This window comes from Desulfovibrio desulfuricans, assembly GCF_024460775.1.
Lineage (GTDB): Bacteria > Desulfobacterota > Desulfovibrionia > Desulfovibrionales > Desulfovibrionaceae > Desulfovibrio > Desulfovibrio desulfuricans_E.
Map to the genome: position 1 here is coordinate 643,129 of NZ_JANFYZ010000001.1, position 20,392 is coordinate 663,520.

The following is a 20,392-nucleotide window of genomic DNA, read 5'->3' on the forward strand; positions in this document are numbered from 1 at the left end:
CCGCGTATGGAAGCGGCGCGGCGGCGGGCAAAAATCAGGACTGCTTGCCATCCTGGATGATGTTGTTCAGCCCTTCAAAAGACTTGCTCATCACCTGGGTAAGCGCTGTATACTGCAACTGGTTTTTGGCATGTTTGGCCATTTCTTTATCAATATTGACGCGGTCTTCGCCGTGAACAACACGCGGTTTGACCGCCATATCCCATTCCGGCCCAAAAGAATCAGGCCTGAAAGCCGTGGGCATGTGGGAAGATTCCGTACGGGTCATCTCCCCTCTTGCATCAAGCCCCAAGGCCGATTGCAGTTCTTTTTCAAAAGACAGTTCGCGCGGCTTGTAGTTGGGCGTCTCCACGTTGGCGATATTGCCCGCGATGACGTTCTGCCGCTGCAACTGCATATCCATGACCTTGCCCACAAGGCCCATCTGCATATTGAACATTGATTTCATATTACGTACCCCCGTGCGTCACGGAAATCTGCTTGCCAAGCCTTTAGCAACAAGCGTTCCACTTCGCAAAAAACATGTTATTCAAGTGTGTTAAAAAATAGAGAATAGGCAGAAGTCGGCATTTTGACAAAAGCAAGGACGCATCGGCAGGCAGAGTGCAAGCGCAAAAAAAGAAAAACCCGCCCGAAAATCCGGGCGGGGTCAATCTGGCGGGAATGGACGAAAGGCGGCTTACAGTTTCATCTGGGCATCGGTGACGCCCAGAGCGCGCAACTGCAAATAGATGCGGGCGCAGGCCTCGGCATCTGATCCGGCATGGTGGTGGTTCAGCGCAATCCCAAAGTAGGCGCTCACGCTGCTGAGCTTTTTGGAGGCAAGCGGCAAACTGCGGCGGGAGCCTTTAAGGGTGCACAAAAAAGGCGCACGGGGTTCCTGCGCTCCCACGGCGTGGCAGCTTGCGGCAAGCACACGCCTGTCAAAGGAGGCATTGTGCGCAAGCAGGCTGCCCGCCCCCTCAAGAAAGGCATCTATCTGCGGCCACAGTTCGGCAAAAGTGGGCGCATCCTTCAGCATGGGCCAGGTCAAACCGTGGATCTCGGTAAACATTACCCGCGAAGACGGCGGCCTGATGAGGCTGTAAAAAACATCTGTCACGCTGCCCTGCTCAATACGAGCAAGGCCCACGGCGCAAGCGCTGTGGGCCGAGTAGCCGGAAGTTTCAAAATCAATAGCTACACTACGGCTCAAATCTGTAGAAACCACACTTACTCTTTTGCGGCTTTATGGGCGGCTTCGGCCAAACGCGCCTTGATATAGTCGCGCATGACGGCATCGTCGTCCTCTAGGTTAAAGCAACGGGCGTCTTCGCCCATGAGGCCACCGGGCACAAAGTCGCCCTTTTCGCCGGGGTCAGAAACCATTTCGTCATAAAAACAAATGGAAAGCCAGCGGCTTGCCGGTACATCATCCACCACATCCAGCAGCACAAAGAGTACACGTTCGGTCTGTACGCTGTGGCGCGCCCGCAGGGAATAACTTACGCCGGGCCGGGCCTTGAAAGTAAAGGAAATATTGCTGTGCGCGGCCAGAAAATCCATGTATTCCGTAAATGATTTCTTGATGTTAAGCGGGTCATCCTGCCAGGAATCAAGAAATTTACGCAGTTCTTCGGAACCTGTAACTTCCATACGCGCTCCTTTTATGGGTTACGGCGGCGTGTCAGCGGGTCCATTGCCAGGGGGGGGTGCCAATGTTCAGCCCCCAAATGCCACGCCTGTCCAATACCGCCTGATGTTCCTGAATAAGCCAGCGTCGGCAAAAAATAGCCCTGCACTTCTGCCTGTCCACCCAGGCCAGACCTTCCATCACCAGCTTGTAGTTGACGGAATCGCCGCCCACCTGCACAAGCGCGGTAATGGGGCCAGCTTCGAGCTGCCCCACGTCTTCAACGTCCACTTTGGCCCCTTTGGGCATCATGCGCTGCAAATAGGCCAGCGCCTGAGGCCCGTAAGGCTGCCTGAGACTGGGAGCTTCAATGCCGTAAAAAACCAGCACCTTCTCTGGTTCTTCACTGTCTTTCTTGGTGCTGACTGAAACAGTATTGCCGTCTTCCACCCTTACCACATACGCATTCCACGTTGTAGCCGCAGCAGCGGGAGACACAGCCAGAACCATAAGGATTATACTTGCAAAAAGCCGGTTGAGCATTGCTGAACCCCTCGGTAAAGGCCTGCAAATGTGCGCCAGCAGATAATGCCTGTGCCGCCAGACCTTTGTCAAGGCAGGCGGCACAGGCATCAAGGAGGGGAATCAGAAATCAGACAGTGGCGCTATCCCCAGACAGTGCGTCCCATCTGGTAGGCGGCTGTGGCTACTGCAAAAGCCAGAGCAGTGTTGAACACGATGCTGAACGCCACCCAGCCCCAGCTGCCAGCCTCTTGGCGGATGACCACCAGGGCCACAAAGCAGGGGGAATACAGCAGTACGAAGAGCATCAGCGAAAGCGCCGTGGCCTTTGACCATGCTTCATCACCCTTGAGGCGTTCCGCCAGGGGTGCGGCGTCTTCGGGATCCTGGTCGCCCATGGCGTAGGCAGTGCCCATGGTGGCCACAACAGCTTCCTTGGCGGCCACACCGGCCAGCAGGGCTATGTCGGTGCGCCAGTCAAAACCCATGGGGCGCGTGGCGGGTTCCACGGCCTTGCCAAGACGGCCAGCCACGGAGAAGGCCAAGGCTTCTTCCTTAAGTTCGTTGCGCACGTTGCCAAGTTCTTCTTCAATGGGGGCGCGGGCCTCGTCACCTTCAGGGATGGCCGCTATCTTTTCTTCAAGCTGGGCGATCTGGGCGTCAAAGGGGGCGGACTTGTCTTCCGGCAGACCGGGGAAAGTCATGGCGGCCCATATCAGGATGGAAATGGCCACCAGCACGGTACCGGCCTTCTTGAGGTACATCCAGGCACGTTCCCAGCAGTGCAGCAAAAGGCTCATGAGGGTAGGCATGCGGTACGGGGGCAGCTCCATAACAAAGGGAGTGGCCTCGCCCTTGACGATGGAAGAGCGCAGCAGGCGCGCCACCAGCAGAGCCATGACCCAACCGGTTATCATGATAAGAAACATGACTGTGGGGGCATTGTCAGGAAAGAATGCCCCGGCCAGCAGCAGGAACACGGGCAGCTTTGCGCCGCAGGTCATGTAGGGCAGCGTAAGCAGGGTTGCCAGTTTTTCCTTGGGGCTGCGCAGGGTACGGGTTGCCATGACGCCGGGGATGGCGCAACCGCCCGCAATACCGCCCGCGATAATATAGGGCATGACCGATGCGCCGTGCAGACCGAAAAAGCGGAAGATGCGATCCATCATGTAGGCCACGCGGGCCATGTAGCCGCTGTCTTCCATAAAGGAAATGAGCGCAAACATGATGAGGATGAGCGGCACAAAGCTGACCACGCCGCCAACACCCGCAATGATGCCATCCACAATAAGCGACTGGGCAAAACCCTCGGGCAACAGCATTGTGCAGGTGTCGCCCAGCCATTTAAAGCCGTCTTCAACCCAGCCTTTGGGATAATCGCCTACAGTAAACGTTACCTGAAACATGAGGTAGAGCACGCCGATCATGATCAGCGGCCCAAGAAAGGCGTTGGTGAGCACCTTGTCCAGCTTGTCGGAAAGGGCCAGACGGTCCTTGCCGGCATCCTGGGTCACGATGCCGTCGCGCAGCAGGCTGCGGATAAAGCCGTAACGGTAATCGGTGATGATGGATTCAAGATTGGCGTTAAGTGTGCTGCGCACATGTGCGGCAGCCTTTTTGCGCATACCCTCAAGCTCTTCGGCCAGCGCGGCATTTGCGGCGCGAACCTCGCTCATGATTTCGCTGTCGCCTTCAAGTATTTTGAGGGCAATCCAGTGGGGCATGTATTTTTTTGTCAACAACCCACTGTCTTCTATGCGCTTTTCCATATCCAGCAGCACAGGGTCAATATCGCTGCCGTAAGAAATACGCAGGGCATTGGCTTTGCCTTCCTGCGCCAACCTGATGGCGACAGCCATGGCTTCATCAAGCCCCTCGCCAGAGCGTGCCACCATGGGCAGCACGGGGATGCCCAGCAGTTCGCCAAGGTGCTCCATATCTATATGGATGCCTGCGGCGCGGGCTTCGTCCATCATATTGCAGCCAAGCACTACAGGGATGCCCATTTCGAGCATCTGCACGGTAAGCAGCATGTTGCGTTCAAGGGCCGAGGAGTCCACAACGTCAATAACGGCCTGCACATTGCCAGCCGCCAATTCCCGGCGCGCCACCAGTTCTTCCATGGAATAGGCGGTCAGCGAGTACGTTCCGGGCAGGTCAACCACGGTAACCTGCTTGCCGCCCACGGTGATGTGTCCTTCTTTTCTGTCAACTGTGACACCGGGATAGTTGCCCACATGCTGGCGCGCGCCAGTGTAGCCGTTGAAAACTGTTGTTTTACCGCAGTTGGGATTGCCAGCAAGAGCTATCCGCAGCTTTCCATCAGCGTTGAAATTGGCATCATCGGGATTATTAAACTGCCGAACCGCGCTCATGCACGAACCTCCCCCATGCTATAAACAGACCGACGCCGCACTTGCGACATCCCAGCCATTACCGCGAACAAAAATTTGTTCATACCAGCCTTCCTGCCAGCAGCCCTGCCGTCAAACGACTTGTCTTACCTGACCCTTTTTCGATCCTGCCGAAGGGTCGTCTGCAAGACGCTGCTCAAAAAATTGAAATTCAATTCCAAAGTCCTGATTGATTTAGCTACCTGCCCACCAAATGTCAAGCGATGGATATTAATTTTCCGCAACTTTACTCCAACCCGATTGGCCAGAGGCAAAACGCCCGCGAACTTTCCAAACTCTCCCGGCCAAGCTCTCCTGGCCAGATTTCCTCGCACAGACTTTCCCTCGCAGAGACTGTCGCTCACAGTGCCTGCAAAAAAGGGAGGCCGCCGACCTTGATCAGCGGCCTCCCATCCCGTCACCGGGTTGGCAGTTCTGCATTAGAGAACGCTCCTTCAGCAGCCTATGCGCCCTTGAGGCATTCACGCAGGGAAGACACGCCGCACGAATGAACCATTTGCAGAGGAATGTTGCGCGAGCGCGCAACCTGCACGGCCTTGCGTTTGGCTTCGTGCGAAATTTTGTTGGTGAACACGATCATGGCGTCAGGGTTGCCGATTTTGTCCACAAAATTGCGCTCATTGCGGGTGATGAACTTCAGGGAATGTCCGTCCTGCTCCGCCGCTGCCATGTAATCTTTTTTCAGTCGGTCCATACCGCCTATCAGGGTTACGCACATATGATCCTCCGTCTTTTGCCGCACTGCTCAATTTTGCGCGGATGGGGTTGCTCTGTGCCCTTCTTTTAATTGAAAACGAATTTCAAAGTCAAGCAGTCTGAACCATTTTTTTGAAAATAAATTTCAATCCAGATAACAAGGGCGCTCTCCCCTGCGGAAAAGCGCCCTCATTTTGTGCAGAAGACGATAGAAACAGCTTCTATTTCCAGCTACTTCCAGCGAGCCAGAAATTCAGCGGCGCTGTTGCCTGCATCGATATGCTTGAGCAGGGCGCTGCCGAAAACAACGGCGTCGGGCCGCGCATCGGGCGAAAGAGCCTCAAGCTGGGAAGGCTCACGCAGGCCAAAGCCAAGAGCCAGCGGCAGTTTGAAGGCCGAACGCGCACGGCGCATGGTCACCGCCACCTGGGGCGCCAGGTCGTTGCGCTCGCCAGTGATGCCCATGACCGAAACCACGTACACATAGCCTTCGCCCACGCTGTTGTAGAGGGCCATGCGCTCCGCGCTGGTATTGGGGCCAACCAGAGGGATGAGGGCAATGCCTTCTTTTTTCAGGGCTTCGCGCAACGGCCCGGCTTCTTCGTAGGGCAGATCAGGCACGATAAAGCCGTGTACGCCGCCGCGCGCTGCGTCCCGCGCCAGCTTTTCGTAGCCATATTGCAGAAAAGGATTCAGGTAGCCCATAAGTACCACGCCAGCCTGAATAAGCCCCTTGCGTTCAATGAGTTCTTCCAGAATGCCGCGCAGGCTTACGCCATCGCTCAGGGCGCGGCGCGAGGCTTCTTCCACCACCGGCCCATCTGCCACAGGGTCGGAAAAGGGCACGCCGATTTCGATAATATCCGCGCCGCCTTCGTCCAGCTCCATCAGCGTGGGCCAGAAGGTGGACTGATCGGGAAAGCCCGCCGTCAAAAAGGGAATCAGCGCCGGACGACCGGCCGCCTTGGCATCGCGGATTTTCTGTTCAAGAATATTCATGACTACACCTCTTCCTGGCCCTGCGCCGCAAAGCCCAGCGCCTTGTTGACAATGCCCAGATCCTTGTCGCCGCGACCAGACAGGTTCACCACCACCTGATCGCCCTTTTTGAATTCCTGCGGGTGGTCGAGCACCCAGGCAAGAGCGTGCGAAGATTCAAGCGCAGGCAGGATGCCCTCTGCGCGGCACAGGCGCTGGAAGGCGTTGAGCGCGTTGGCGTCCTTGACCATGCCGTAATGGACGCGCCCGATTTTTTGCAGCCACGAATGTTCCGGCCCCACACCGGGATAATCCAGCCCGGCAGAAATGGAGTGCGAGGGTTCAACCTGACCGTCGCTGTTTTGCAGCAGCATGCTGTACGCGCCGTGCAGCACGCCGGGGGTGCCAAGATTCAACGGGGCGGAATTGAAGCAGCCGGTCTCGCCCGTGCCTGCCGCCTCCACGCCGATGATCCGCACGCTGGCGTCATCCACAAAGGGATGGAACATGCCGATGGCGTTGGAGCCGCCGCCCACGCAGGCCACTACGGCATCAGGCAGCCGCCCGGTTCTTTCCAGCATCTGGGCGCGGGTTTCGCGGCCAATGACGCTTTGCAGCATGCGCACCAGCTTGGGGAAGGGGTGCGGCCCGGCAGCGGTGCCAAAACAGTAGTGGGTTGTTTTCTGGCTGCCGATCCAGGCGCGCAAGGCCTCGTTGATGGCGTCCTTGAGGGTACGGGTGCCGCTTTCCACCGCATGTACGGTGGCGCCCAGCAGCTTCATGCGCATGACGTTGGGAGCCTGCCGCACCACGTCTTCCGCACCCATATAGATGGTGCATTCCATGCCCAGCCGGGCGGCTGCCGCAGCCGTGGCAACGCCGTGCTGGCCAGCGCCGGTTTCCGCCACCAGGGCTGTTTTGCCCATATATTTGGCAAGCAGAGCCTGCCCAAGGGTGTTATTGACCTTGTGCGCGCCCGTGTGTAGCAGATCCTCGCGCTTGAGCCACAGGTCAAAACCAAGCTCGCCCGAAAGCGTGGGACAATAGGTCAGCGGCGTTTCGCGCCCGGCATAGTTGAACAGCAGGTCTTTCAGCTCTGCCTGAAACTTTTCGGTGGGATAAATGTCGCGCATGGCCGCTTCCACTTCCATAAGGGGCGGCATAAGCAGTTCGGGAACAAAGCAGCCTCCGAACTCACCAAAGTAACTGTCTTTCATAACGAATACCCATTGCCTTTGGAGTTTGCGGCCATAAATGCAGCCGCCATTTTTTCCCTGTTTTTACACCCCGGCGCGTCTTCCACGCCGGAATTGAAATCCACCCCGGCAGGCGCGCACATGCCTACGGCCATTGCCACATTGGCTGCGCTCAATCCCCCGGCAAGCAGCCAGGGATGCGCCGGGCGCAGGCTGGCCAGATCAGACCAGTCCAGCTTGTGCCCGCTGCCGCCGCCTTTCAGCCCCGCATCAAGCAGGTAATAGGCGCAGGCTTCGGCATTGCGTTGTAAATCATTGTACAACAAAGCGCGGTGGGTGTAACGGTCGGGCCAGAGCACCCGAATGACGCGCTCCGCGCCGATGGCGCGGGCGCATTCCACACTCTGGTGACCGTGCAGTTGCGCGTAATCAAGCCGGGCTTCGTCCATGATGCGCCGGATTTCGTCCGCACCCTGATTCACAAAAACGCCCACCCGCAGCATGGCTCCACTGTCCAAGGCTGCCGCCTGCGCAACCGTTACGCCGCGCGGGCTGCGGGGGTGAAAGATAAAACCGCACATGGCAGCACCAAGGCTGGCCGCATGGTCAACATCCTCTTGCCGTGTGAGGCCGCAGAACTTGATCAGCATGTGCAATCTCCATCAGTTTTGGCTGTAGCTCCCAGCAGGGCCGCCAAGGCCTCACCCGGAGCGCCGCCTTCCATCAGGGCGCTGCCCACAAGGGCGGCATGATATCCCGCAGATGCCGCTGCCCGCAGATGATCCGCGCTGCTCATGCCGCTGGCTGCAATCCACAGTTCGCCACTGGCGGGCGGGCAGGCCCGTATCAGTTTCAGGCAGGCATCGCGATCCACCGCCAGACTTTCCAGATCGCGGGCATTGACCTGTATAATGCGCGCCCCGCTCTCGCGGGCAAGGCGCAGATCTTCCGCATCAAATATCTCCACCACCGCCTGAATGCCGTAGCCCTCCGCCTGTTCACGCAAGGCCCGCAAGGTCGCGGCGTCCGGCGTCAGCCGCACGATGAGCAACAGGGCTGAGGCTGGCGTGGCCGCCGTGGCCCGCACCTGCAAAGGATCAAAAATAAAATCCTTGCGCAGCAAAGGCACACGAGGCCCATTGTAGAGCGCCGGGTTAGCGGCGCGGGCCAGATATTCCAGCCGCCCGCGAAAAAAAGCTTCTTCCGTCAGCACAGATACGGCGCTGGCCCCTGCGGCGGCATACTGGCGCGCCACATCTTCCACATCCAGATTCTCGCAGATCACGCCGCGCGAAGGCGAGGCCCGCTTGTATTCCGCCACCACCGCCAGAGGGCAGCCCGGCGCGCGGAGAGTTAAAGCTGCAGCAAAATCTGGCCGCTGCCCTTCATACGCCGCTGGCAGAGCGTCCTGTGCTTCCAGAGCTCGCAGGGCCTCGACCTCAGCCTCCTTGGCCTTGCGAAAACGCTCAAGCAGCATTGAGCACCTTCCTGCCCACACCGGCGCTCACGGCCTCGCGGGCGCGGGCCATGCACAGGGCCATATCCATCTTTTCTTCCAGCAGATAGATGGCAAGCCCCACGTTGAGCACCACCATGTCCATCATGGCGCGCGGCCCCTGCCCGTTGAGAATATCATTGAGCACGGCCACGGCTTCTTCCTTGCCGCTCACGGCCAGATCTTCCACTGTGCAGGAGGCTATGCCGAATTCCTGCGGGTCGAGCATCATGGGCGTCACCTTGCCATTGTGCAGCAAAGCCATCTTGGTGGGGCCGATGGGCGTCACCTCGTCATAGTTGCCAGAGCCGCAAACAACGGCGGCGCGGTGCAGGGGCGACTGCATGAGAGTTTCGGCCACCAGCTCCACCAGCTCGGGCCGCGCCACACCCATAAGCAGATGGCTGGGCCGCGCCGGATTGATCATGGGGCCAAGAATGTTGAACAGGGTGCGCACTCCCATCTCTTTGCGCACAGGGCCGATATTGGCAAAGGAAGGATGGAAGTACGGGGCAAAAATAAAGGCGAAATTACGCTTTTTGACCATCTCGGCCACGGAGGCGGGGTCTTTTTCCAGCGTGATGCCGAGGGCTTCCAGAGCATCCGCGCTGCCGCACTTGGACGAAACCGCCCGGTTGCCGTGCTTGACCACCTTGTAGCCCATGCCTGCCAACGTCAGAGAAGAGGCCGTGGAGCAGTTGAAGGAATTGCGTCCGTCCCCGCCGGTACCCACCACATCAATGGTTGTTCCCGAAATGCCGTCCACGCGCACGGCGCGGGCCAAAGCGGCGCGTGTGGCGTGAGCCAGTTCAAGGGCGCTCTCGCCCTTCATGCGCAGCCCCATGAGGAAACCGCCCGCCTGCGCCGGGGTCATCTTGCCGTCCATGAGGGCCGCAAAACCCGCCGCCGCCATTTCGGCGGAGAGGTTTTCCCTGCGGGCCAGACGCTCCAGAATGCCGGAGAAGTCGGAGGTTTCCGCGCCTGTGCCGAGGATGCTCTGCGGGAAGTTGCCCAGCAGACGCAGGCCGTCCGGCGTGAGCACGGACTCGGGGTGGAACTGCACGCCGACCCACGGGCGGTCATTATAGCGCAGAGCCATCACTTCGCCTTCGGGTGCGCGGGCAGTGACCGTAAACCGGGGGTTTTCCGCATCTTCATCGGCGCGCACCACAAGGGAGTGGTAGCGGCCCACGCGCATGGGGTTGGGCAGGCCCAAAAACATGCCCGTGCCGTCGTGTACAATTTCAGACTGTTTGCCGTGCATGATGCACGGGCCGACCTCAACTTTAGCTCCGGCATGCAGCCCCAAAAGCTGGTGGCCAAGGCACACTCCCAGTACGGGGATGCGCGGGCTGAGGCGCTTGAGGAATTCGGGGCACAGCCCCGCATCGGCGGGATGCCCCGGCCCGGGCGAAATGCAGACCATGGAAAGTTCGGGGTTCACCGCCATGTCCAGCACGGCGGGGTCATCGTTGCGCAGCACCACAGGCTTGTGCCCAAGGGCGTAAAAAGCCTGCACAAGATTGTAGGTAAAGGAATCGTAATTATCGATGAGCAGAAACATATTCTTCGTCCTCCGCACGCAGGGCCAGGCGCATGATGGCTGATTTGTTGCACACTTCCTTCCATTCCAGATCGGGATCGGAGTCATGCACGATGCCTCCGCCCGCCTGCCAGAAGAGCTTGCCGTCACGCATCCACATGCTGCGGATGGTGATGCCCGTATCAAGGTTCACGCTGTCCTTGTCCAGACCGAGCCAGCCGATGCAGCCAGCGTAGGGGCCACGCGCGCGGCCTTCCACCTCGCGGATGATTTCCATGGCCCGCACCTTGGGCGCGCCGGAAACCGTACCCGCCGGGAAGGTGGCCGCCAGCACGTCCAGAGCGTCCAGCCCTTCCTCAAGGCGGGCGCTGACCCGGCTTGTGAGGTGCATGACGTGCGAGTAGCGTTCAACTTCCATGTAGCGTTCCAGATTCACCGAGCCGGGCTGGGCCACGCGGCCAAGGTCGTTGCGACCAAGGTCTACCAGCATGACGTGCTCGGCGCGTTCCTTGGGGTCATCGCGCAGTTCGGCGGCAAGGGCGGCGTCTTCAAGGTCGTCCGCGCCGCGTTTGCGCGTGCCTGCGATAGGCGAAAGCTGCAAATGCCCCGCGGTACAACGCACCATGACCTCGGGCGAAGAACCGAAAAGCGTCAGCTCGGGAAAGCGCATGTAGAACATGTAGGGCGAAGCGTTGAACCGGCGCATGCGGCGGTACAGTTCAAAGGGATTGCCCTCAAAAGGCGTGGAAAACCGCACGGAAGGCACAACCTGAATGGCCTCGCCCTGGCGCAGCATCTCCTTGATGCGGCGCACGTAATCCTTGTAGCCTTCCTCGCCGGGTTCAGCGCAGACATTGTCGGGATTGATACGCACGGCCCCGGCCTGCCCCGTGGCGCGGGCTTCCAGCGATTCACGCGAGCTTTGCAGCGCGCGGTGTTCGCCCAGGCTCACCTGACAGAGCCGGTTATACAGATGGTCAAACACAAGCACGGTTGACGGCAGCATGAGCAGGCAGTCGGCCTCGCTCTGCGGCATGACAGGGGCCAGCTTGGGGTTGAACAGACCCGCCATGCCAAAACCAAGATACCCGTAAAGAGCGCGGGTAATGGGCGGCAGGTTTGTGATGTTGGCCGGGCCAGCTATGGTCAGCGCAGCCATGAGCGCCCGCAGGCCGTCCACAAAGGGTTTGCCCTCAAAGCGCGCCAGGGGCGTTAAGATGTCGTTGCGGATGTCCAGCGCAAGCTTGCCATCGCGGCAAGAGATGAACAAAGCCGCATCGCAGGCCAGAATGCTGTAACGCCCCCAGCGACCATCCACCTCGGCGCTTTCAAGCAAGATGCCGTTACCGGCCCCGACCATGCCCATAAACAGGCTGATGGGCGTGTCCATATCCGCTGGCAACCAGCGGGCGGTTTGTTGCAGCGTCAGCATATGCTGCGCATCACCGTTCTCTTTCATCTGGCGCATCCTTTGGGTTTTTGTGCCTGAAAAACAAAAAAACGCCGCCTCCCTTGGGGAGACGGCGTCTACTTACGACAATGCCAACGTACCGGAACTATTAAGCCCGCACGTCTCCCCCACGCAGTTGGATGCGCCACCACCAGCCTTTGAAGCTGTTAGAAATGGTGTTGGAGAAAACGTTCATATAAATGCCTAGTTCCTTATGTTTCAAGTCACACTACGCATCCAGCCGCAGGCTGTCAACAACGCAGGGCGGTTTTTCAGTAAATTTCCGTTACAGCATCAGCTACGGCAAGCGGGAGGGCGCGCCCTGAACGGCTTTGCCCTCCCCTGCCGTACAGGCCTACTTGCCGAACAGAATTTCCTGATAATTGGGCAGCGCCCACAGGTCGTCAGCCACGCGCACTTCAAGCATGTCCGCGTAGCGGCGCACTTCAACCATGCGGGGCAGCACATATTCGCGATAGCTGAGGGCGGCTTCAAAGCCGTAGCCCAGGCTGTCCGCCTTGGCCAACACTTCTTCAAGCTGGCCGCAGGCATCCTGCATGAGGCGCAGATTTGAAGTGATTTCTGCCAGGGTCACAGTTTTGGGATCCTTGCCGATGGCGCGCATATTGGCTGCCGTGGCGGCCAGTTCACCCTGATAGCGCATGCCCGCAGGGTAAATGATGGTATTGGCCATGCGGATAACCAGATTGGCCTCGGTGCGCACGGTTTTGCAGTACTGCTCAAGATAGATTTCCTGCCGCGCCTTGAGTTCGGCCCTGTTGAGCACGCCAGCCTTTTCATAAAGGTTGACCACTTCGGGCTTGGTCAGCTCGGCCAGAGCCTCGGGGGTGGTGCGCAGGTTGGGCAGGCCACGGCGTTCGGCTTCCTTGTGCCACACTTCGGAGTAGCCGTCGCCGTTGAAGATAACGGCGCTGTGCTCGTCAATGACATGGCTGATAAAGGATTCCAGAGCCTGATTGAAGGTCTTGCCCTGGGCCAGTTCCTTTTCAAGCCAGTCGGCTGCGAAGCCCAGCGAATCGGCCATCATGGTGTTGAGGGCTGTGATGGAACCCGCCGCAGACTGGCTGGAGCCAAGCGCGCGGAACTCGAACCTGTTGCCGGTAAAGGCCACGGGGCTTGTGCGGTTGCGGTCGCCGGGATCGGCGGGCAGCGGCGGCAGCGTATCCACGCCCAGATTGAGGGCGCGGCCTGTGCGGCCACCGGCGGCGTTTTCAACGCGTCCGGCGCGGAAGGCTTCAAACACTTCCGTCAGCTGATCGCCGAGGAAGATGGACATGATGGCTGGCGGAGCCTCGTTGGCGCCCAGACGGTGATCGTTGCTGGCGCTGGCGACGGTTGCGCGCAGCAGGCCGCCGAACTTGTGCACGGCGCGGATCATGGCGGCGCAGAACACCAGGAACTTGGCGTTGGCATGCGGGGTTTCGCCGGGATCAAACAGGGTGCCCAGCTCCGCATTGCCGATGGAATAGTTCAGGTGCTTGCCCGAGCCGTTCACGCCCGCAAAGGGCTTTTCATGCAGCAGACACTTGAGGCCGTAGCGCTTTGCCACGTTGCGCAGCTTGGCCATGATGATGTGGTTGTGGTCAACCGCAAGGTTGCTCACCTCAAAGAGGGGCGCAATTTCGTACTGGCTGGGGGCCACTTCGTTGTGGCGGGTGCGCACGGGCACGCCCAGCTTGTACAGCTCGCGCTCCACTTCCATCATGTACGAAAGCACACGCTGGGGGATAACGCCAAAGTACTGGTCGCTGAATTCCTGTCCCTTGGCGGGACGCGCCCCAAACAGGGAACGCCCGGCGATCTGGAGGTCGGGACGCGCAAAATTGAAGTTGTGGTCAATGCAGAAGTATTCCTGCTCAAGCCCGGCGTAGGAAACAATGGGCAGGGGCGTATCTTCGCCAAAAAGCGCCAGCACGCGGTGAGCCTCGCGGTTCAGGGCCTGGCCGGAACGCAGCATGGGCGTTTTTTTGTCCAGTGCAACACCCGTCCACGAAAGGAACATGGTGGGGATGCACAGGAAGGTGCCGTTGGGGTTCTCCATGATGTAGGCGGGGCTGGTCACATCCCATGCGGTGTAGCCGCGCGCCTCAAAGGTGGAGCGCAATCCGCCGGAGGGGAAGGACGAAGCGTCAGGTTCGCCGCGAATAAGCATGGAGCCGGAAAATTCCGCGATCACGCCGCCCGCGCCGTCAGGCATCAGGAAGCTGTCGTGCTTTTCGGCAGTCTGCCCGGTGAGGGGATAAAAAATGTGGGTAAAATGGGTGGCACCCTTTTCAATGGCCCAGTCTTTCATGACTGCGGCAACGGTATCGGCGATGGCGGGGTCCATGCGTTCGCCGAATTCAATGGTTTTGCGCAGCGCCTTGTACACGCTCTTGGGCAGGCGTTCGCGCATGATGCGGTCATTGAACACGTTGCACCCGAAAATATCGGTGGGTTTGGTGTCCACGAAATTCAGGGGGGCCGCTTCGGGTTTGTAGGTAGTGATGGCCTCAATGGCGCTTTGTCTGGCGGATTTGCTGCTCATGGACGAACCTCGCGTTCAGGGCTGACGCAGTGTTGGGGGTGCCGATATTCCCGCTTATGGCGGTTGGATTTATGCCGCTGCATGCAAACCGCAAAACGCCCGCGCCCGTGCTGCCCTGGCGCACGCGGACAAGGGGGGCTGGTGCAGAGGCCTTGCGGACGCCGTGCAGACGCCCGCACCAAAGCCATGATCTCCGGGCCTGACCATGAAGGCCAGGCCCGGAACAGTATACTCTAACGGAACGCGCCCTGGAGCTGCCCGTTGCCGCCACACAAAGCCAGCCATGCAGAATCAATCAACACGGCCAATAAGGCAAAGGCAGAGGCAAAACCGGAAGCGCGAACCAGAAACCGCTTTAGTTCACGCTCACGATTTCGATTTCAAACGTCAGCGTCTTGCCAGCGAGGGGGTGGTTGGCGTCAAGGGTGATTTCGTCCGCGCCAACTTCGGTGATGGTCACGTCCATCTGGCCCTGCTCGTTGGAGAGCTGCAAAGGCACGCCCACGTTAAGGGGAATATGGTCGGGCACCTGGGCGCGGGGAACGGTGAACACCAGTTCGGGATCAGCCTCGCCGTAGGCATCATCAGGCGCAACGGTCACGGTAACGGTTTCGCCCGCTTCGCGACCGTCAACGGCGGATTCAAAACCCGGGATCAGCATACCCTTGCCCATCACGAATTCCAGGGGTTCGCGCTCACGCGAAGAGTCGAACACCGTGCCATCGTCAAGGGTACCCGTGTAATGCGCGCGCACCGTATCGCCTTTTTTAATAGGCATAACTACTCCATTGCAGTGTGTGTGGGCGGTCTGCGGCAGTGAGCCGCATTGTCGGCAGAAGCTGCCAGGGCAGAAACCCGCCCGCGAAAAGAATAACGCCCGATTGTAAAGTGCAAGCAAAACACGCCGGGGGCCTTCTGTCAATCTGCAACGTTGCCGTTAATGCCTTCAATCCCCCTGCCAGCGCGGGTTTGCAGGCTTTGATCTTTTGCGTGCCATTGCGGTAAAAATGCAACCGCCGCAGTTGCATCCCGCCCTGACGCGACACGGCTGTCACTCTGCCGTAACAGCCGCTTGCAGGCTTGACAGAGTGCCATGCGACACTAATAATCAACAATTGCTCTCAACGGGAAAACCCCGCTCTTGTTCGGGCGGCACACGCAATCTTTCAGAGGTATCTCAGAGGTATTTTATGTCCGATATCCGCTCCACGTACACCGACGAATGCAATTTTTATGGCCGCCACACCCCCCGCGAGCTGGCTGAAACCTTTGGCACCCCTCTCTATGTATACAATGAGAACGTGCTGCGGCAGCGTTGCCGCGACCTTATGGGGCTTTCCAAACACCCCGGTTTCGGCGTGAACTATTCTGTCAAGGCCAATGCGACCCCCGCCCTGCTGCGCATAGTGCGCGAAGAAGGGCTGGTGGTGGACGCCATGAGCCCCGGCGAACTGTACATGGACGAGCTGGCCGGTTTTACGCCCGCCGAAATTCTGTACATTTCCAACAACAATTCCGAAGCCGAGCTGAAAAACGCGGTTTCGCGCGGGCTGCTTATCAGTGTGGATTCCCTCTCGCAGCTTGATACCCTTGGCCGCATCAACAAGGGCGGCAAGGTCATGGTGCGTTTTAACCCCGGCATTGGCGCAGGCCACCATGCCAAGGTCATCACCGCGGGCAAGGACACCAAGTTCGGCGTCACCCCCGACAAGCTGGACGAGGTTTTTGCCCTGCTTGAAAAGCACGACCTCACGCTGGCTGGCATCAACCAGCACATCGGATCGCTTTTTATGGAACCCGACGGCTACCTTGATGCCGCCGAAGTGCTGCTGCACCTTGCCGACCGCCTGCCCGCCAGCATGCTGGCAAAGCTTGAAGTCATCGACTTTGGCGGCGGCTTTGGCATTCCCTACCACAAGTACGAAGGTCAGGCCCGCCTGAGCATGGCCGACCTTGGCGAACGCCTGCACGCGCTCATTGCGGGCTGGTCTGAAAAATCCGGCTACAAGGGCCGTTTTCTTGTGGAACCGGGCCGCTATGTGGCCGCCGAATGCTGCGTGCTGCTGGGCACCGTATTTGCCGTCAAAAATAATGGCGACAAGCGGTACGTGGGCACCAATCTGGGCTTTAACGTGCTTGTGCGCCCCGCCATGTACGATTCCTTCCACGATGTGGAAATCTACGGGGCCGACACCCAGGCCCGCAAAAACATGGTGCAGACCATTGTGGGCAATATTTGTGAAAGCGGCGATATCCTTGCCAAGGAACGCGAATTGCCCGTTATGTGCGAGGGAGATGTGCTTGGGGTACTTGACGCCGGAGCTTATGGATTTACTATGGGTTCCAACTACAACCAGCGTCGTCGCCCCGCTGAAGTTCTCATTCAAAGCGACGGCACTGCCAAACTTATCCGCCGCCGCGAAACCCTTGAGGATCTTGCGCGCTGCCTGATGGATTAATGTGACACAATTACGCGGCGCATCCGCGCAGCAGGCCCGGCCCGCGCCCGACCTGAGCACTTCCCCCCGCGCGGTCTGGCGGTTGACCTGGCCCCAGATGCTCATGATGTACCTGATGTTCTTCATGGGCTTTGTGGCTGTGTGGGTTGCCGGACAGATCAGCGCGGACGTTCAGGCGGCGCTGGGCATGGTGAACCAGTGCAGCATCCTGCTGATGGTGGTTGCCATGGCTGTTTCAAGCGGCGCTACGGCGGCTGTGAGCCAGTCGCTGGGCGCGCTCAAGGTCATGCGCGCCCAACGCTATATCGGCACAACAGTTATCGGCTGCATGGGGCTTGGCCTTCTTGTGGCCCTGACAGCCGCTCTCTTCAGCGACGGCATACTGCGCGTGCTCATGGTGCCTGAAAGCATCATGCCGCAAACCCGCGAAATGTGGGCCGCCAGCATGCTTGGCCTGCCCGCGCAGTATCTGTACGCCTCAACCGGGGTCATGTTCCGCGCCACGCGCCAGGTTTTGCCGCCCCTGTGGGTTGCCTCCGGCGTGTGTCTGTGCAACCTGCTGGCCTGCCTTGGCCTTGGGCTTGGCTGGTTTGGCCTGCCCAACATGGGCTATATGGGCCTGATCTGGGCCAACGTGGGCGCGCAGTACCTAGGTGCTGTATGCAACTGCGTGCTGCTGGCGCATTCCGGCTATCTGAACCGCAAATCCCTGCCCTCCCTGCGCTGGCTCCGCGCTGGCCTGCCCTACCTGCTCAAAGTGGCCCTGCCCGCAGGCGCGGCGCAGATAGTATGGCAGTCCGGCTACATGATGCTGTTTGTTCTGGTGGCGTCACTGCCCTCCGACAGCGTCAACGCGCTGGCCGGCCTTAATGCCGGTTTGCGGGTGGAAGCCCTGCTGTTTTTGCCGGGCATGGCCTTCAATATGAGCGTGGCCGTGCTGGTGGGCAACAGCCTTGGTGCGGGCAAATCCGCCGAGGCCCGCCGCGTGGCCCTCAATATGGTGACGCTTGCGGCTGTGGCCATGAGCTTTATGGCCGCCCTGCTCTGGCCCTTCCGGCAGGAGGTGGCCCACCTGCTCTCGCAGGAGCCGGGCACGCAAGCGCAAATTGTGAGCTACCTTACCTATAACCTGCTCTCCACGCCCTTTTCCATCGCAAGCACTGTCATGGGTGGCGTGATGACGGGAGCCGGTGCCACCAAGTACAACCTCATGATTTTTGGCGGCAGTTTCTGGCTGGTGCGCCTGCCCTTGGGCTGGCTGCTTGGTCACATGCTCTGGGGCACGGCCTCGGGCGTATTTGTGGCCATGCTCGTATCCCAGATTCTGCAAACCAGCATCATGCTTTATGTGGTGCTTTTCAGCGACTGGACGCGCTTTGCCATGAGCCGCTGCCGTCAGCCGCAAACCCCGTAAATACCGCCCGAGAGGCCGCAATGGCGGCACCCTGGCATGCGCCCGCGCACTGTCATGCATTTGCGCATTGAGACGCGAGGAGACGATTGTGAGCAAGACCTTTACCCCTGTCAGCCTGGAAGGACGCCAACAGTATTACGAACTGTGGGGCCGCACTCCCCAGCGTTCACTGGACTACACCCTGGCAAACCTGTGGGGCTGGCAGGATTACTACGGCCTTGAATGGTGCTTTGAGGACAACCTCTGCTGGATCCGCCAGACCCGGCCCTATGCCGTGTGCTGGGCCCCTGTGGGCGACTGGAACGCGGTTTCGTGGAAGGATCTGCTGCCCTGCGGCTTCAACCCCGAGGCCCACAACATCACCCGCGTGCCGGAAAAGCTGCTGGAAATCTGGCAGCGCGAACTGCCCGGCCTTGTGGATGCGGATGAAGACCGCGGCCAGTGGGAATACCTGTACAAACAGGAAGAACTGGCGGAACTGCCGGGTAACCGCTTTCATAAAAAGAAAAATCATCTCAACAGCTATGTGAAGACCTACGGCCAGCCGGACTACCATACGCTGGACGACGCCATGGTTGAAGACGTGCTGGCCGTGCAGGACGACTGGTGCCAGTGGCACGAATGCGAGGAATCGCCTTCGCTCAGGGCCGAGAACGAAGCCATCAACCGAGTACTCAGCCACTGGAACTGTTTTACCGGGCTTATGGGCGGTTCGCTCTATGTGGACGGCAAGATGGTGGCCTTCAGCGTGGGCGAAAATCTGGACGGCGCAAACCTTGGCGTGCATTACGAAAAAGGGCTCAACGGCTTCAAGGGCGTGTACCAGACCATCAACTGCCTGTTCTCGCGCAACGCGGGCGCAGGATTTACCTACATCAACCGGGCGCAGGATCTGGACGAAGAAGGTCTGCGTCAGGCCAAGATGACCTACCTGCCTGCCGACTTTCTGCGCAAGTACAAGGTGCGCATCCGCAAGAGCTGACGTTTGGCAGCCGCGACGGAGTGTGGGGGCAATCGCTGTTCACCTCCAGCGGCCTGAAAGGCATAAAACCGCGCAGCCGTCCTATCTCAGGGCGGTATGCGCGGTTTTTATTTGTGCGGCCTTACTTTTTTTGTTGTATGGCGGCGTGCAACCCGTTGAAATTTTCTTTGGCAAGCAGCCCAAAACAAATGCAAAACCCCGACAGAAGCCGGGGAATTGCACGAAAAAAACAGTTGAGGTGGTTGAATCATGCCATAATTGGTATTCCTGTCAACATGAGATACCAGTAGACAAAAAATAACCTTACCTTCACAGTTATCTGCCTGTGACACCCTGCCTTGAAATTTTTTAATCTGCAATATTAATCTGATACGCGGTATGCGCAGAAGTGTCCTTCAGGCCCCATCAGAAAAAATATCGCCTCCCGGCCTTCCCCGGGAAAAAATATTTTTTAATCACCCCCCCTCAGATTCCAGAGCCAATCAAGCAACCGCCCATATTCCCACGCAGAGCAACAGCGCTCAAGCACAGCACTATTTGCGTAAAAACAACGAAATTTCGTTTTTATTTATGAAATATCATTTTTGCTGAGAGCGCTAAATGAGCAGAAAATACGACAACACACCGCAATTAAAGGAATAATATGTAACGGCTTGGTTTTTGAATACTACGGACCAATGATGCTGTTCCTCCTACACGTTGGGGAAAGCATATTGGGCTGAAGCAGGCAAAAGGAAACCACGGATAACGTGCGGGCAACTTGCCGTGCTTTGCACAGTTTCCGGTGGTATTTGATTTTGCTCGATCAATGTCTGGCTTTGTGCTCTGGGCTGGACAGAACAATGAACTTTTGAGGTGTGATGATGTCAAAATTCGCAACGCCGCAGTTGGATCAGCTTGAATCCGGTCCATGGCCGAGCTTTGTATCCGATATCAAGCAGGAAGCTGCGCATCGCGCGGCCAATGCCAACAATGTTGAGTATCAGATCCCTGTGGACTGCCCTGAAGACCTTCTGGGTGTGCTTGAGCTTTCCTACAACGAAATGGAAACACACTGGAAGCACGGCGGCATCGTGGGTGTGT

The 20,392-nt window shown here is 58.7% G+C and carries 17 protein-coding genes and 1 pseudogene; 4 read left to right on the plus strand and 14 right to left on the minus strand.

Translation table 11 applies throughout. The features are described 5' to 3' along the window. Positions 1 to 34 precede the first annotated feature (34 nt). From flgB to NE637_RS02730, 14 genes are all read right to left on the minus strand, one after another. Positions 35 to 448 carry a flagellar basal body rod protein FlgB gene (flgB, locus tag NE637_RS02665; RefSeq protein WP_192112028.1) on the minus strand — a complete coding sequence of 138 codons (414 nt, stop codon included), beginning with the start codon at positions 446 to 448 and terminating at the stop codon, positions 35 to 37. 231 nt (positions 449 to 679) lie between these two features. Then, positions 680 to 1,210 (minus strand): 3'-5' exonuclease, encoded by a 531-nt coding sequence (locus NE637_RS02670; RefSeq protein ID WP_227117969.1) that lies wholly within the window; start codon positions 1,208 to 1,210, stop codon positions 680 to 682. A 2-nt stretch (positions 1,211 to 1,212) separates the two neighbouring features. Further along, positions 1,213 to 1,635 (minus strand): hypothetical protein, encoded by a 423-nt coding sequence (locus tag NE637_RS02675; protein ID WP_192112029.1) that lies wholly within the window; start codon positions 1,633 to 1,635, stop codon positions 1,213 to 1,215. A gap of 31 nt (positions 1,636 to 1,666) precedes the next feature. After that, positions 1,667 to 2,155 (minus strand): thermonuclease family protein, encoded by a 489-nt coding sequence (locus NE637_RS02680; protein ID WP_022659211.1) that lies wholly within the window; start codon positions 2,153 to 2,155, stop codon positions 1,667 to 1,669. Between the two features lie 122 nt (positions 2,156 to 2,277). After that, a complete protein-coding gene (gene feoB, locus NE637_RS02685; RefSeq protein WP_227117970.1) occupies positions 2,278 to 4,509 on the minus strand; it encodes a ferrous iron transport protein B in 2,232 nt (743 codons plus the stop codon). A gap of 481 nt (positions 4,510 to 4,990) precedes the next feature. Beyond that, a complete protein-coding gene (locus NE637_RS02690; RefSeq protein ID WP_022659208.1) occupies positions 4,991 to 5,266 on the minus strand; it encodes a DUF2325 domain-containing protein in 276 nt (91 codons plus the stop codon). A 209-nt stretch (positions 5,267 to 5,475) separates the two neighbouring features. Continuing rightward, positions 5,476 to 6,243, minus strand: a complete 768-nt coding sequence (trpA, locus tag NE637_RS02695) for a tryptophan synthase subunit alpha (RefSeq protein WP_192112031.1) — start codon at positions 6,241 to 6,243, stop codon at positions 5,476 to 5,478. Between the two features lie 2 nt (positions 6,244 to 6,245). After that, positions 6,246 to 7,439 (minus strand): tryptophan synthase subunit beta, encoded by a 1,194-nt coding sequence (gene trpB, locus NE637_RS02700; RefSeq protein WP_192112032.1) that lies wholly within the window; start codon positions 7,437 to 7,439, stop codon positions 6,246 to 6,248. Continuing rightward, positions 7,436 to 8,068 (minus strand): phosphoribosylanthranilate isomerase, encoded by a 633-nt coding sequence (locus tag NE637_RS02705; protein WP_227117971.1) that lies wholly within the window; start codon positions 8,066 to 8,068, stop codon positions 7,436 to 7,438. The genes trpB and NE637_RS02705 overlap by 4 nt, the downstream gene beginning before the upstream one ends. Continuing rightward, positions 8,062 to 8,895 (minus strand): indole-3-glycerol-phosphate synthase, encoded by an 834-nt coding sequence (locus NE637_RS02710; RefSeq protein WP_192112034.1) that lies wholly within the window; start codon positions 8,893 to 8,895, stop codon positions 8,062 to 8,064. Before NE637_RS02710 ends, NE637_RS02705 begins: the two co-directional genes overlap by 7 nt. Continuing rightward, entirely contained in the window at positions 8,885 to 10,477 is a 1,593-nt protein-coding gene (trpD, locus tag NE637_RS02715) for an anthranilate phosphoribosyltransferase (protein WP_192112035.1), read from the minus strand. The genes NE637_RS02710 and trpD overlap by 11 nt, the downstream gene beginning before the upstream one ends. Next, positions 10,458 to 11,915 (minus strand): anthranilate synthase component I family protein, encoded by a 1,458-nt coding sequence (locus tag NE637_RS02720; protein WP_227117972.1) that lies wholly within the window; start codon positions 11,913 to 11,915, stop codon positions 10,458 to 10,460. Before NE637_RS02720 ends, trpD begins: the two co-directional genes overlap by 20 nt. Before the next feature lie 346 nt (positions 11,916 to 12,261). Further along, positions 12,262 to 14,454 (minus strand): glutamine synthetase III family protein, encoded by a 2,193-nt coding sequence (locus tag NE637_RS02725; protein ID WP_022659201.1) that lies wholly within the window; start codon positions 14,452 to 14,454, stop codon positions 12,262 to 12,264. A 355-nt stretch (positions 14,455 to 14,809) separates the two neighbouring features. Then, positions 14,810 to 15,232, minus strand: coding sequence for an FKBP-type peptidyl-prolyl cis-trans isomerase (locus tag NE637_RS02730; protein ID WP_192112037.1), 423 nt, complete (start codon positions 15,230 to 15,232; stop codon positions 14,810 to 14,812). A 412-nt stretch (positions 15,233 to 15,644) separates the two neighbouring features. Between NE637_RS02730 and lysA the strand changes: the two genes are divergently transcribed. The 4 genes and pseudogenes from lysA to NE637_RS02750 form a co-directional block, all read left to right on the plus strand. Continuing rightward, positions 15,645 to 16,913, plus strand: a complete 1,269-nt coding sequence (lysA, locus tag NE637_RS02735; RefSeq protein WP_227117973.1) for a diaminopimelate decarboxylase — start codon at positions 15,645 to 15,647, stop codon at positions 16,911 to 16,913. Position 16,914: 1 nt separating this feature from the next. Further along, the gene (locus NE637_RS02740; protein WP_227117974.1) at positions 16,915 to 18,327 is read left to right on the plus strand and encodes an MATE family efflux transporter; all 1,413 of its coding nucleotides are present in this window, start codon (positions 16,915 to 16,917) and stop codon (positions 18,325 to 18,327) included. Positions 18,328 to 18,415: 88 nt separating this feature from the next. Then, positions 18,416 to 19,309, plus strand: coding sequence for a DUF2156 domain-containing protein (locus tag NE637_RS02745; protein ID WP_227117975.1), 894 nt, complete (start codon positions 18,416 to 18,418; stop codon positions 19,307 to 19,309). Positions 19,310 to 20,172: 863 nt separating this feature from the next. Next, positions 20,173 to 20,392, plus strand: a pseudogene (locus tag NE637_RS02750) (dissimilatory-type sulfite reductase subunit alpha); the annotation flags it as partial.